At 65.1% G+C, this 13,753-nt stretch carries 11 protein-coding genes; 3 read left to right on the top strand and 8 right to left on the bottom strand.

All coding sequences use genetic code 11. The annotated features are described in order from the left end of the window. Positions 1 to 89: 89 nt before the first annotated feature. The 4 genes from KU306_RS15295 to KU306_RS15310 all read right to left on the bottom strand — a co-directional run bounded on the left by KU306_RS15295 (position 90) and on the right by KU306_RS15310 (position 6,047). Positions 90 to 1,223, bottom strand: coding sequence for a pyridoxal-phosphate-dependent aminotransferase family protein (locus tag KU306_RS15295; protein WP_258303408.1), 1,134 nt, complete (start codon positions 1,221 to 1,223; stop codon positions 90 to 92). Positions 1,224 to 1,389: 166 nt separating this feature from the next. Then, positions 1,390 to 4,500: an FAD-binding and (Fe-S)-binding domain-containing protein gene (locus KU306_RS15300; RefSeq protein ID WP_258302419.1), complete on the bottom strand. Its 3,111-nt coding sequence runs from the start codon at positions 4,498 to 4,500 to the stop codon at positions 1,390 to 1,392. Positions 4,501 to 4,625: 125 nt separating this feature from the next. Continuing rightward, positions 4,626 to 5,438: a hypothetical protein gene (locus KU306_RS15305; protein WP_258302420.1), complete on the bottom strand. Its 813-nt coding sequence runs from the start codon at positions 5,436 to 5,438 to the stop codon at positions 4,626 to 4,628. A 3-nt stretch (positions 5,439 to 5,441) separates the two neighbouring features. Further along, positions 5,442 to 6,047: a flavodoxin domain-containing protein gene (locus tag KU306_RS15310; protein ID WP_258302421.1), complete on the bottom strand. Its 606-nt coding sequence runs from the start codon at positions 6,045 to 6,047 to the stop codon at positions 5,442 to 5,444. 141 nt (positions 6,048 to 6,188) lie between these two features. Here KU306_RS15310 and thiE point away from each other — a divergent pair, with 141 nt between their 5' ends. The 3 genes from thiE to thiD are packed head-to-tail and all read left to right on the top strand — an operon-like array spanning position 6,189 to position 8,535. Next, positions 6,189 to 6,833, top strand: coding sequence for a thiamine phosphate synthase (thiE, locus tag KU306_RS15315; RefSeq protein ID WP_258302422.1), 645 nt, complete (start codon positions 6,189 to 6,191; stop codon positions 6,831 to 6,833). Then, the gene (gene thiM / locus KU306_RS15320; protein ID WP_258302423.1) at positions 6,830 to 7,711 is read left to right on the top strand and encodes a hydroxyethylthiazole kinase; all 882 of its coding nucleotides are present in this window, start codon (positions 6,830 to 6,832) and stop codon (positions 7,709 to 7,711) included. The genes thiE and thiM overlap by 4 nt, the downstream gene beginning before the upstream one ends. Then, positions 7,708 to 8,535 carry a bifunctional hydroxymethylpyrimidine kinase/phosphomethylpyrimidine kinase gene (gene thiD / locus KU306_RS15325; RefSeq protein ID WP_258302424.1) on the top strand — a complete coding sequence of 276 codons (828 nt, stop codon included), beginning with the start codon at positions 7,708 to 7,710 and terminating at the stop codon, positions 8,533 to 8,535. The genes thiM and thiD overlap by 4 nt, the downstream gene beginning before the upstream one ends. 24 nt (positions 8,536 to 8,559) lie before the next feature. Here the strand turns inward: thiD and KU306_RS15330 are convergent, their stop codons facing one another. The 4 genes from KU306_RS15330 to KU306_RS15345 form a co-directional block, all read right to left on the bottom strand. Beyond that, positions 8,560 to 9,381 carry an arylamine N-acetyltransferase family protein gene (locus KU306_RS15330; RefSeq protein ID WP_258302425.1) on the bottom strand — a complete coding sequence of 274 codons (822 nt, stop codon included), beginning with the start codon at positions 9,379 to 9,381 and terminating at the stop codon, positions 8,560 to 8,562. 164 nt (positions 9,382 to 9,545) lie between these two features. Beyond that, positions 9,546 to 10,988 (bottom strand): alpha,alpha-trehalose-phosphate synthase (UDP-forming), encoded by a 1,443-nt coding sequence (locus KU306_RS15335; RefSeq protein WP_258302426.1) that lies wholly within the window; start codon positions 10,986 to 10,988, stop codon positions 9,546 to 9,548. Between the two features lie 155 nt (positions 10,989 to 11,143). Then, positions 11,144 to 11,395 (bottom strand): MTH865 family protein, encoded by a 252-nt coding sequence (locus tag KU306_RS15340; RefSeq protein WP_007543333.1) that lies wholly within the window; start codon positions 11,393 to 11,395, stop codon positions 11,144 to 11,146. Between the two features lie 50 nt (positions 11,396 to 11,445). Then, on the bottom strand, positions 11,446 to 13,542 hold the full coding sequence (locus tag KU306_RS15345) for a pentapeptide repeat-containing protein (RefSeq protein ID WP_258302427.1): 2,097 nt from the start codon (positions 13,540 to 13,542) through the stop codon (positions 11,446 to 11,448). Positions 13,543 to 13,753 lie beyond the last annotated feature (211 nt).

The raw sequence follows: 13,753 nt of genomic DNA on the forward strand, positions 1-13,753 counted from the left end.
TCGCCTGACTGTCACCGCGAATCAACGCCGATTATCGCCGAGCTGACGCCACTTTCGCGGTCGAAGAGCAGGATTGGGTGGATACCCACCTAGTGCAGTCGCTCGCGCATCGCCGCGAATCCGGCGTCCACGTCAACGTCTGCATCCTGCGCCTCCAGCGCCTCGCCCAGTGCAGTCATGAGGAACGCGACGTTCTCGGACTGTGCAGAGTAGCCCATACACCCGATACGGAAGATGTCGCCCGCGAGCGCGCCGAGGCCGCCCGCGATTTCGAGGTCGTAGTGGTCGAGGACGTAGTCGATTGCCGCGCCAGCATCGACGCCGTCGGGGACGAGCACCGCGTTGAGGCTCGGCAGCCAGTAGTCGTCTTCGGGGTTGAGGCCGAGACCCATCGCTTCGACACCGGCTTTGAGCGCGCCAGCGACGCGGCGGTGGCGCTCCCACCTATCTTCGATGCCTTCCTCGGCGACGAGGCGGAGCGCCTCCCGAATCGCGTAGACGTTGGTGATAGGTGCGGTGTGGTGGTACGAGCGGTCATCGCCCCAGTAGCCTTCGAGAAGCGAGAGGTCGAGATACCACGACCGGGGTGCTTCCTCACGTGAGAGCACCTTGTCCATCGCGCGGTCGTTGAGCGTCAGCGGACTCGCACCCGGCGGACAGGAGAGGCACTTCTGCGGCCCGGAGTAGGCCACGTCGATGCCCCAGTCGTCGACTTCGAGTTCGACGCCGCCCAGAGAGGTCACGCAGTCGGCGACGACGTAGGCGTCGTGGTCGTGGGCGATGCTCGTCAGTTCGGGGACGTTCGGTTGCTTCACGCCGGTCGAAGTCTCGGCGTGGACGAAGCCGAACACGTCCGGTTGGTGTTCGTCGAACGCGTCCTGTACGTCGGCGGGGTCGAGCGGCTTGCCCCACGGGGCGTCGACGTGGACGACGCTCCCACCGGCGCGTTCGGCCATCGACTCCATGCGACCGCCGAAATAGCCGTTCGTCGGCACGAGGACGGTGTCACCCGGTTCGACGAGGTTGCCGATGGCCGCCTCCATCGACGCCGACCCGGTTCCCGAGACGGGTATCGTCCACTGGTTGTCGGTCCGGAACGTGTAGCGCATGAGCTCCTGCACGTCGTCCATAATCTCGATGAACGAGGGGTCGAGGTGCCCGACGAGCGGTGTTGACATCGCGCGGAGGACTCGCGGGTGAACGTCGCTCGGACCCGGCCCCATCAGCGTTCGATTCGGCGGAGTGAGTTCGCCGACATCGGGTGCATCTGACATGGTGTGTGCTGTGATGCCCCACCGTAGTGTAAAAGGTGTGTTTGCGGAACCGGCACCCGGCTTCGGTGTCGAGTCGCTGAACGCCCCTGACTGTACCGCCCAGCCCGGTCGTAGCTCACTCCCGAAGCAACTCGGCGACCTTCTCAATCGGGTGCGGTGGCCGGTGTGCGGCCTCGTTTCGGTCTGTGAGTTGCGTCCGACACGACGCCCCCGGCGCGACCACGGTGTCTCCGCTGCTCTCGTCCACCTGCTCGAACAGAATTCGGCCGATGGCTTTCGAGAGGTCGTAGTGTTCGGACTCGTAGCCGAAGCTCCCGGCCATCCCGCAGCACCCCGAATCGAGTGGGTCCACGTCGTAGCCGACGCGCCGGAGCACGCCGACTGCGTGGTGGTCCTTGTTGAGCGCCTTCTGGTTGCAGTGGCCGTGGTATGTCAGTGACTCGGGTGAGTTGCGGCCGCCGTCTGCCGCGGCTTGCGGGGCCGCGGCCGAACTTCCCTCTCGTCCTCGAACGTCGAGTTGTTCGTCGAGTCGGAACACGTCGACGAACTCCATGATGCCGTAGGCGGCCGCGCCGACGTCCAGTGCGGCCTGTCCGTCGAGCAGGTCGGCGTACTCGTCTTGGAACATCACCGCGTCGGACGGCTCGGTGAACACGACCGACCAGCCGTCTTCGACGAATGGCCGCAATCGCCGGACGTTGTGATGTGCCCGCTGGCGAGCCACGTCGAGGAAGCCGCCGGAGAAGGCTGCTCGACCGCTCGGAGCGACGTTTTCGGCGAGTGTGACGTGGACGCCCGCCGCTTCGAGGGTTCGAACTGCGGCCTTCCCGACTTCGGGAGACACGTAGTTCGTGTACGTATCTGGGAACAGGAGCACCCGGTGAGTCGCCTCGGACGGAGAGACTGCGGACCGTCGGCCGTTCATCCAGCGTTCGAGCGTGTTCCGGGTGAACGTCGGAAGACTCCTGTCGGCAGCGATGCCGAAATAGCGGTCCATCACGGTCCGCGCTCCGGGAATCGCTGTGAGCCAGTTCGAGACCGGTGCGAGTTTGCTCCCCAACTTCGCCGCGGCGTCGATTTGCGCGAAGAGTCGCTCTCTGACCGACGACCCCTCTTCGGCGTGGTACTGGTGTTTGACCTCGGCTTTCAACTTGGCGAGGTCCACGCCGGTCGGACAGTCGTTTTTGCAGCCCTTACACCCGATACAGAGGTCGAGAACCTCTTTTTGGAATCGCTCGGCGTACAGCTCCGACTCTGGCAGGTCGCCGCTGATGGCCGCACGAAGCATGTTCGCCCGGCCGCGGGTCGTCTCCATCTCGTCCCGCGAAGCGCGGTAGGTTGGACACATCGTCTCGGACCCAGTCTGTCGGCAGGTCCCACACCCGTTGCACAGTTCGACGAGGTGCGAAAATCCGCCTTCGTCGTCGAAGTCGAGTGCCGTGGTGGGTTCGAGCGACGAGTACTCCGGGCCGTACCGAAGGTGCTCGCGCATATCGGTCGGGTCGTCGTCGCGGTAGACGACCTTTCCCGGATTCATTCGCCACTCGGGGTCGAACACGGACTTGAGGTCCTTGAACGCCTCCCAGAGGTCCGGGCCGTACATCTTCGGGTTCCACTCGGTTCGCGCGAGTCCGTCGCCGTGCTCGCCCGAGAACGCGCCGTGGTGTTCCAATACGAGGTCGGTCACGTCGTCGGTAATCGAGTGCATCGTCTCGATGCCGTCGGCGTCTTTCAGGTTCAGGATGGGTCGAATGTGGAGCGTGCCGACCCCAGCGTGGGCGAAGTAGGCGGCCGACGTGTCGTGGTCGGCCAGCACCGCCTCGAACGACTGGACGTACTCGGCGAGTTCCTCGGGCGGCACGCTCGCGTCCTCGATGAACGGGTAGGGCTTCGGGTCGCCCGGAAGCGACATGAGAAGCGGAATCGCCGCCTTTCGGAGCTTCCAGATGTCGCCCTGCGCCTCGTCGGAGTAGGCTTCGATGGCATCGAAGGCGGTGCCGCCGCCGTCCCCGTCGGCGTGGGCGTCCCCCGATTCGAGGAAGTGCTCGTTCGCCCGCCGAATCGTCGCCTCGAAGTCGTCGTGCAACTCGGAGTCGAACTCCAGCATCAGCGTCGCGGCGGTCCCGTCCGGAATCTGCTCGACGTACTGCGCGTACTCGCTGGATTCGCGGGCCATCCGAAACACCTCGTCGTCCATGAGTTCGACCGCGCTGGCGTCGAAGTCGAGGGCGTCGGGAACCGCGGCCATCGCATCGACGAGGTCGTCGTAGGCGTAGAGGACGAGCGCGGTGTCTTCGGGGACGGTCACAAGCGAGACGGTCGCTTCGACGACGACGCCGAGTGTCCCCTCGGCACCGACGAACAGCTTCGAGAGGTTGATGACGCGCTCGCCGTCGTCGTTCTCGAAGACGACTTTGTGGAGGTTGTAGCCCGACACGCAGCGTTTGAGTTCGGGATACCGGCGCTCGATTTCGGCTTCGTTGTCTTCGACCAGCGCCCGGACAGTCCGGTAAATCTCGGCCTCGCGGTCGTCTTTCGAGACGATGTCGTCCCATTCGTCGCTGTCGAGGACGACGTCGCGGGTGTGAATCTCCGACCCGTCGGCGAGGACGACGCGCAACTCCTCGGTGTAGGCGTCGGTGATGCCGTACCGAACCGAGTGCGCGCCGGTCGAGTTGTTGCCGATGCCGCCGCCGAGTGTCGCCCGATTCGACGACGCCGGGTCGGGCGCGAACTGGAGGCCGAACTGCGCGAGGTGGTCGTCGAGGTCGTCTTGCACCACGCCGGGTTGGACCGTCGCCCGGCGGTTCTCGGGGTCGACCACGACGATGTCGTCCATATACTTCGAGAAGTCGAGGACGACACACCCGGGACCGACAGACTGCCCGGCGAGCGACGACCCGGCACCGCGCGGAAGAATCGGCACGTCGTGCTCGGCGGCCGTTTCGACCGCTGCACGAACGTCCGCGACAGTCTTCGGGATGACGACGCCCGCCGGTCGCGCCCCGTAAATCGACCCGTCGGTCGCGTACAACACCTGCGTGTACTCGTCGAATCGGACCTCACCAGCGACGACCTCACGCAGGGCTGCTGCCAGCGCGGCGTACTCGGCCACGTCCGCTACGTCGTAGGCCTGCGACTCCTGAAACGCCTGCAAGTCACTCAGGTCGCGGCCGTCTGTCGTCGCGGGTGGTCGAGTCGCCCGCGTCTGGTCGTCGTCAGCCATTATCATGTATAATCATGTAAAAGTGAAAAGTGTGTGTGCAGGCCGTCACATTTGCCGGACTCGGCGACTGTCACGGTTGCTGGAACGTGATGCAGTGGTTGAGGTAATACGGTGGTCGAGAGGACTCACTGTGGCGGATTTCGGGGATAGTTCCCGACACCAGTCTCGGCGGCCCCCTCGACGACGACCCATCCGCGCTGGTCGGCCGGCAGGTCGTAGACGTACACGCGGTCGGTGTACTCGTTGTAGTTCCATCCGCCGACCCACCACGAGTTGGTGCCGCGGAGTTCGACGGTCACGGACAGTTCGGTCGTCTCCGGGCCGTCGTACGAGACGAATATCCGCGTGTCGTAGCTGTAACACCGCACGTCGTCGTCCTCGTGGGGCCACTCACAGGGAACTGCGGTCACGTTCGACCGCGGTTCGAACAGCGGTTCCGTCCCTTCGGGGGCCCGCGTTTCGATGGAGCGGTTCACCGTCCGGTCGGCGGTCAACTCGATTGCATCGTGGTCGATTCTGACGACGTCGGTGTCGTTTCGGTCGTACTCGTCGGCCGAGACTCGCTCCCACCGGACGAGTCGGTCGTTTTCGATGACCGGGCGGTGATACGTCGGGTCGGCCGGGAGTTCGTCGGCTTGGAGTCTGAGCATCGGACCGTACTCCGTTTCGACCACGTCGTACGACCACGTCTCGGGGAGCAGGTACTCCCGCGTCTCGATGACGCCCGCGACGGGCGAGTCGCCGTCGACGACCGGCAACGGGGCGAAGATGGTCACGTTCGAAATCGGCTCGTTCGCCGAGACGCGGACTTCGTAGTAGTACTCGCTCCCGTAGGAGTCGAGAAACGAGAGTCGGCCGAGCGCCCAGAGTCCGCCACCGACTGCTGCGACCACGACGAGCACGGCGACGACCAAAATACCGAGCGTGCGGGTCTTCATGCTTTACACGGACGTTTCTTCGGGCTCGCCACCAGCCGCCACGTCGTCGTTGACCGCCACGTCACCCGCCTCGACGAGGGCGGCGAAGTCGGCGGCGAACGTCTCGACTTCGTCCCAGTCGGTGTACTCGTAGTCCCGGGAGGTGTCCGTCTCGCCGATGGTCTCCCGCGTGATGCGCTTCATCATCATCATCCGCGTGAAGAACCCGTATTTCGAGTAGCGGAGCGCACCCCCGAAGGCCCCGATTCGGTCGGGTTCCCACCCAGTGTTCTCGACGAACTCCTCGATGTACTCGGCGACGTGCGCGTCGCTCTCCTCGCTCGGGAACGCCGACGACAGCGACACTTGGAAGAACGCGTTCGGCCGCGTCTCGAGTGCCTCGCGGTGTTCCCTGACGAAGCGGTGTATCTTCGTTCCGTGCTTTCCCATGTGGATGGACGACCCGACGAGCACCGCGTCGAAGTCGGCGACCGACAGGTCCGCCGGAACGTCGGCGACTGAGACCGCAGTTGCTTCGTGGCCCCGGCCGTCGAGTACTGCGACGATTCGCTCGGCTATCTTCTCGGTCTGTCCCTCTTTGGTTCCGTATGCGACGAGGAATGACATCATCACCACTCACCACGTGTCGATTCGCTGTCCACCGAGATAATCCCGATAGCACCCTCTCAGTCGCCGAGAACCGGCCGCTTCGGAAATTCGCCGAATGGTAACGACTTTGCCGCCACAGTCGACTACCAACAGATACAACCAATGAATATCTCCATGGACACGTATCTCGTCACCCAGTCGGACCTGTCGGGCGACAGGTCGACGACCGAGGTCGTCGAGGCCGCGGTCGACGGCGGCGTGGACTTCGTGCAACTTCGCGAGAAGCACGCGACTGCCCGCGAGCGCTACGTTCTCGCCAGCGACGTGCGCGAACTGACGGCCGAGGCAGGCGTCCCGTTCGTCGTCAACGACCGCGTCGATATCGCCGCGGCAGTCGGTGCCGACGGCGTCCACCTCGGCGACGACGACCTCCCGATAGCGGCCGCCCGCGACCAGTTGGGTCGAGACGCCATCGTCGGCCGGTCGGTTTCGACGGTCGAGGCTGCACGGGCCGCCGAAGACGCCGGTGCCGACTACCTCGGCGTCGGTGCCGTCTTCGCCACCGACTCGAAAGACATCGACGACGACGAGTACGAAATCGGCATCGAGCGCGTCGCGGCCGTCGCGGACGCCGTCTCGATTCCCATCGTCGGCATCGGGGGTATCACTGCCTCGAACGCGGCTGACGTGGTCGCCGCCGGAGCCGACGGCGTCGCGGTCATCACCGAAATCACCGGCGCTGACGACCCCGAAGCTGCGACGCGCCAGCTCGCGACCGCGGTCGAAGACGGGAGGGACCGCCGATGACGCACTCGTCGGGCGGTCTCGACTGCGACTTCGACCTCCAGCGCGCGCTCTCGGCCGTCACGTCGGCCGAACCCCTCGTCAACTCGGTCACTAACGACGTGACCGTCAACGACGTGGCGAACATCACGCTCCACTGGGGCGGCCTGCCGGTCATGTCCGACGACGAGCGCGAGGTCGGCGACATGGTCTCCATCGCGAGCGGCTGTCTCCTGAACATGGGGACAGTCAGCGAGACGGGCGAAGAGACGATGCTGACCGCGGGCCGCGCCGCGAGCGAGAACGACGTGCCGCTCGTCGTCGACCCCGTCGGCGTCGGTGCGACTCCGACTCGCTCTCGCGTCGCCGACAGACTCGTCACGGAACTCGACGTGGACGTACTCAACGGCAACTACGGTGAAATCTCCGCGCTCGCCGGTGCCGACGCGGAAGTTCGCGGTGTCGAATCGGTCGGCGAGTACGCCGAAATCGCGGCGACGGCGGTCGCGTGCGCCCGCGAAACGGGGTCTGTCGTCGTCGCATCCGGCGAGACGGACATCGTCGCGACCGACGAAGTCGCCTACGAGGTCCACGCGGGCCACGAGATGATGGGCACCGTCGTCGGAACCGGGTGTATGCTCGGCGTGACGCTGGCGACGTTCGCCGCCGCCATCGACGACCCGCTCGAAGCCGCGTTGGCGGGGACGATGGCCTACGGGCTGGCTGGCGAACTGGCCGCAAACGGCGTCTTCGGCGAGTATCACGGCCCGGCGAGTTACCGCGTCGCGTTCCTCGATGCGGTTGCCGGCCTCGCAAACGGAACGGCCGAAGAGCGGTCCGACGACCCCCTTCCCGACCTCGCGGACCGCGCCGAGCGAATCGAAATCGAGGTGCACCCATGAGCGACGGCACGCTCTCGCCCACGCCTGAAACCCCGCCGTACGCGCTCACTATCGCCTCCACCGACTCCGGCGGTGGTGCGGGAATTCAGGCCGACCTGAAGACCATGACGCGTCTCGGCGTCTACGGTGGCTCAGTCATCGTCGGTGTGACCTCGCAGAACACCCGCGGCGTCGCCGACACCCACGTCCTCCCGACGGAAACCGTGCGAACTCAGTTCGACGCCGTCGCCGACGACTTCGACATCGGCGCGATAAAACTCGGGATGCTCGCCACGGCCGAGGCAGTCGAGACGGTCGCGGAGTGCCTCTCCGAATACGACGCTCCCACCGTCGTGGACCCCGTGATGGTCGCGACCTCGGGTGACCGATTGCTCGACGACGACGCCATCGACGCCTACGACGACATCTTCGCGCAGGCGACGCTCGTGACGCCGAACGCAGACGAGGCCGCAGAACTCACCGGCCACGTGCCGGACAGTCCCGAAGCAATCCGCGAGGTCGCCGACTGGTTCTTCGAGCGCGGTGCCGACGCGGTCCTCCTGAAGGGTGGCCACGTCGAAACCGGCGACGGAACGGTCGTCGACACGCTCGTCACCCGCGAGGAGACGACGACCTTCACCAACCCGCGAGTCGATACCGACCGGACGCACGGCTCCGGATGCACGCTGTCGAGCGCAATCGCGGCCGGTCTCGCCCGCGGCGACGACCTCGAAACCGCCGTCGAGCGCGGCATCGAGTTCACGCAGTCGGCGCTCGCCGCACCCGCAGACGTCGGGCAGGGCGCGGGAAGCGTGAACCACCTCGCCGACTTCGGCGACGACTAAGCCCGAAATCGCTACCGGGTGGCTCTACGCGACCGGCGACTCGTCCGCCTCGGTTCGGTAGTCGATGCCGAACTCGCCTTCGAGGAGGTCGTCCCACTCCGCCGCACCAATCTCGCGCTCGCTCGACTCGCTTCCCACGTACCGCGTCAGCGACTCGGGAGTGAGTTTTCGATGCCCGTCCTCGGTCGGCCGGATGACGACGGGGTCGCCGGTAAACGACGACTCGGGGGCGCTCTGGAGGTAGTCGCACGTCGCTTCGAAGTACGTCAGCATGCGCGGGGTGTCCGAAAACAGGTAGCGGTCTTGCCACTCGCCGTCGGGTTCGTAGCGGTACTGCGTCAGATGCGTCTCGTCCGGGCGGTCGCTCTCGACGACGCGCCACGAGACGCCCGCCTCGTCGGTTCTGACCTCGCCGTCGAGCGGAGTCGGCCGTCGCATCGAGGGGACGCCCATGCCGACGTCGACGACGTATCTCTGGTCGAGTTCGACGACGTTCGAGTGGTGGTTTGCCGGTGGGCGACCGACGCCGTCGTCGTCGAGGACGCGTGCAGCCACTCTGTCGGCGTCGAATCCGAGGTCGGAGAGCAGCCAGTTGGACAGGCCGTTGAGTTCGAAACAGAAGCCGCCGCGCTCGCGCTCGACGACTTTCTCGAAGAGGTGCGGCAGTTCGAGGCGGACGCCCTCGCCGTCGTCTGCCTCGTCGAAGGGGTGGCCAGTGACGGCGAGCGTCTCGAAGGGAATCGTCGTCACGTGGGCGTGCTGGAGGCGACGGAGGGACGAAAGCGACGGCTCGCCGAGTGAGTCGGGGTCGATACCGATTCGGGAGAGATACGTGTCGGAGTTCATAGGAGACTGGAAGCCGTCCGAGTCAGTTCACTGGCGTCTCGACGGCGGAGGGCCGAGTGGGGGATACCTACCTCACTGCATCTACACGTACTCGCTCGTCCCTCAAAGGCGCTCCCTGAAGGAGAATTTAGTAAGGAATCCGAGTGGTCTGGTCGCGCCGACGCTCACCGACTCCACTGTCCCAGCGAGTGGTCCATCCACGCGCCGATATCGGACGCTGCGACCTGCTCGTACATGCGCTGGAATCGCTCGGCTCGCTCCGTCTTCGGGGCGTCCAGCGCGGCTTCGATTTGCGCCGCGAACCCGGCGGTGTCGTGCGGGTTGATGGTGAACGCGTCGTCGCCGATGAGCGTGTGGACGCCCGCGAACTTGCTGAGGACGAGTGCCCCCGAAGCCGACTGGTTCGCGGCGACGTACTCCTGTGCGACGAGGTTGTAGCCGTCTGCGAGCGGGCTCACGATGCACACGTCGGCGTTCCGATAGAGACTGCTGATTTCGGCGCGCGTGTAGCGACCGTCGAGATAGACGACCGGCTGCCACTCCTCGGTTCCGAACCGGTCGTTGAGGTGGCGTATCTTCTCGAATATATCCCGCTGATAGCGCTCGTACTCCGGAATCTGCTCGCGCGTCGGCGACCCTTTCTGGAGCAGTCGAAACGACCCGCGCAGGGAGTCGTCGCGTTCGAGCAGGTGTTCCACGGCGTCGAGTCGCTGGAGGATGCCTTTCGTGTAATCCAGTCGGTCCACGCTGACGGCGATTCGCTCGTCGGGGGCGATTCCCTCTCGTTCGCTGAGGTCGCGCCAGAACCGTTCGGCTTCGGGACTCTCTGCGAGGTCATCGACCGTCTGGGTGTCGATGCCGACGGGTGCGACGTACACTTCGACGGTTCGGCCGTCGTGAGTCACCTGAAGCGCGTCGGAGTCGACCTCGGCATCTGGAAGCGTTCGCTCGACTGTCGCGAGGAACTCCTGTGCGTAGCCGTGGGTGTGGAACCCGATGCGGTCGTTGCCGAGCAATCCGGTCAACAGAGCCGCCGCGTGGGGACTCCGGTCGAACAACTGCGCAGGCGGCCACGGAATGTGCCAGAAGTGCTGAATCGTCACGTCGCCGTCGGTCTGACGGCGGACGAGTTCGGGGACCAACGCGAGGTGGTAGTCGTGAACCCACAGCAGTGTCGACTCGGCTGTCTGCCGGGCGAGTGCGTCGAGAGCGGCACTGGCGAACTGCTCGTTCACCGCGGTGTAGGCGGTCCAATCGTCCGGCGAGGCCCGAATCCGGTCGACGTGTTCGTGACAGAGCGGCCAGAGAACCTGGTTGCTGTAGCCGTAGTAGTAGCCCTCGTAGGGCTGGTCGGGGATGTCGAGTCGCTTGAGCGAGTACTGCCCGGCCTCCGGCGGGACGGTGACGTACCCATCGGTATCTGTCACGTCGAAGTCGGCGCGGCCGTGGCCGTGTGCGACCCACGTGCCGCCGACCTCGCGCATCACGTCGTCCATCGCGGCGGTCAGTCCCCCGACCGGTTTGGTCACGTCGTTCGGCGCGTCGTGGACGTACGGCTCGCGGTTGGTGAGCACGACGAGTCCGGCGTCGGTGTCGTTTTCTGTCACAGCTCTGGGGTGGGTGGTCTCGACTCCATCTCGATTGGTGTCCTCCCGCGCTCGCCACGTCGCTCGGCACGGTGCTGACAACTCATGTGGGTGTACGGTTGCTCGCGTAAAACAGTCTCTATCGCCCCGGCCGTTCTCCGCACTTTCCGTGTTGACTACGTGCTGTCTTCCAGAGCATCGACGAGTTCGTCGACGAACGCCTCGACAGTCTCGTAGGGGTAGCCATCGGGCGAAACCGCGAGTTGGAGGTCGGCGGGCGTCAACTCGGAGTCCGCAATCTCGAAGCTCGTGTTGTCTCCCGACCGGAACGCCGCTGAGAGGTCGTGCGGTCCGGTTATCGGGAGGTTCACCTCCGAAAACGCCTGTTCGAGCTGTGTTCGAACTTCGTCGGAGTCGGCGTCAGTCATCGCTCCCACCTCGGACAACAGCGACTTAAGTCTGTCTCAGAGTCCCCGCCTCAGCGGTTGATAGACCGCGTGAGCGTGAACACGAACAGCGCGATGAGGAACGCGCCGAGGAACGCCTCGACCTGACTGAGGAAGTTAATCAGCGGTATCGACACTTTCGACGCTTGTCCGAGCAGGAGCGTCACGAACGAGCCGATGCTCAGTATCCCGTAGTTCAGCGGATTCTCGTAGAGACCGGGCGCGAGAACGTAGTAGAGCACCGAAAACAGGGCGACCGCAAGCATCGACGTGCCGACGACGTTCGACGGGCGCTCACCGTAGCCGGTCACCCAGTCGAGAACGAGGTTGCTCGCCCAGCGACGCCGGTAGCTAACCCACTCGATTCGCGAATCGGCGTCCCCCGCCAACTCGGCGTAGCGGTCCCGCCGGTGGCTCATTTCGAGGCGGAAGAACTCGGCCGCCGATTGGTTGTCGTTGATTTTGCTCGCGCCGTTCTTCGCGTAGAGGTAGGTCGATTCGAGTCCCTCTGCGTCCGGCTCGTCCCAGAGCGCCCCGTCGTGATAGCGGTCTGGGTCGCGGGCGAGTCTCTCGGCCGCCCGGTCTCGCAACTCCCCGTACCCACCCGATTCGAATACGTGCCCGAATTCAGACTCTTCGTCGCGGCGCGCCTGCGTGAGCGCAAGCCCGTAACTCGCCAGCGACGACGCCCGTTCACCGAGGTCGTCGGGGTTGCGGTGTATCTCGAACTGGTTCGCCGCGAGGTCGATGTCGTCGTCGCGGTAGTCGAACGCGTCGAATCGCGTCCGGTAGAACCGGATTCGAGAGAGCACGTCTACGTCGTCGGGCGCGGCGAACTCGACGGTGCCGAGTGTCGCGCCCGCAACGTCGTAAATCACGGTCCCGTCCGTGGGTTGTTCGAGACAGCCACCGGCAATCGTGCTCCCCTGAAGACAGACGTACGAGTCGTTCGGGGCGCGAGTCACGTCCGGTCGCACCCGGAGGCGACGCTCGACAGTCGTCTCTTTGAGGTTCAACGCGCCCGCCGGGTCGACCCCGCGGAAGTCCGCCTCCTCGAAGGTCGCGCCTCGGAACACGGCTTGTTCGAGGACCGACCCCGAAAAATCGGCGGCGTCGAACGTGCAATCCTGAAAACTGGCCCAGCCGAGGTGGGTGTCCGAGAAGTCCGCTTCGAACTCGAAGGTAGACTCGTAGAACGAGACTTCGCCCAGTGACGCGCCGGAGAAGTGCGCCCGCGAGATACTGGTGTGGATGAAGTTCGCGAGCGCGAACGACACGTCGTTGAAGTACGCGCCGTCGAACGTCGTGTCTTTGAACACCGCCCGGTCTATCGTCGCACCGCGGAAGTCCGCCTCCTCGAACGACGCGAAGTAGAAGTTTCCGACACCGAACGTCACGTCGTCGAAGTCGCACAGTCGGATGTCGGCGAAGGAAAACCGAGCCGTGTCGATAGTCGCCTCGTCGAAGGACGCGCGCCGAATCGAGGCACGGTCGAACGCCACGCGCTCGGCGTCAACGTCGCGTAAATCGACGCGTTCGACGGTCGCGTCCTCGAACGAGACTGTGCCGCAGTCGGCCGACGCGAACACGGCGTCGTCCAGTCTCGACACGTCGAGTGTGAGGTCGTCGACCGTCGTTCCGAAACACCGAACCGACTCGAACGTCCCGTGAAGTCGACTCTCCCCGCCGACGGTTGCCCCGCTCAAATCCAGTTCGTGAGTGACCGTCGCGTTCGTACAGTCGAGCGAGCCGATAGTCGCGTGTCGAAGGTCGATTGGGTAGTTGTCGTCGGCGTCTATCACGACCGAATCGAGACGGAGCGTGTCGAACGCCGCGCCGACGAACTGCTTTTTCCGGCGGCGCTCAGTCCGGTCGTCGCACTCGGCGACTTCCTTCAGGACGCGCAGGAATTCCTCGCTCTGGTCGATGCCGTCAGGGCGCTCTGCGGGCGGGAGGTGCGGTAAGTGAAACGGACAGTGGTCGAACCCGGAGACCGGGTCGTGCGGGCACTCCCACTTGCCGTCGTCCGTCAGGGAGTCGTCGCCGCGGAGCGGACTCTCCAATTCGCGGTCGGTCTCCCATCCATCCGGGTCGAAGACGAACTTACAGGTGGGCTGTTCAGTCGCCACGTCGTTCACCCGGTCTCTCGACGCAACTGTATCTCCCCTCACTCGTCGCCTCACTCGTCGCCTCACTCGTCGCCTCGCTCGCACCAGTCGATTCGGTCATTCGAGGTGTCAGCCAGCCCGACACACCACACCCACATCAACATTTGGTTGGCCGGCCTCGTCGGGGAGTCGTCGGCCAGTTTCGCTGCAATCCGTCCCCACTCGACCGATG

This window comes from Haloferax larsenii, from assembly GCF_024730625.1.
GTDB classification, from domain to species: domain Archaea; phylum Halobacteriota; class Halobacteria; order Halobacteriales; family Haloferacaceae; genus Haloferax; species Haloferax larsenii.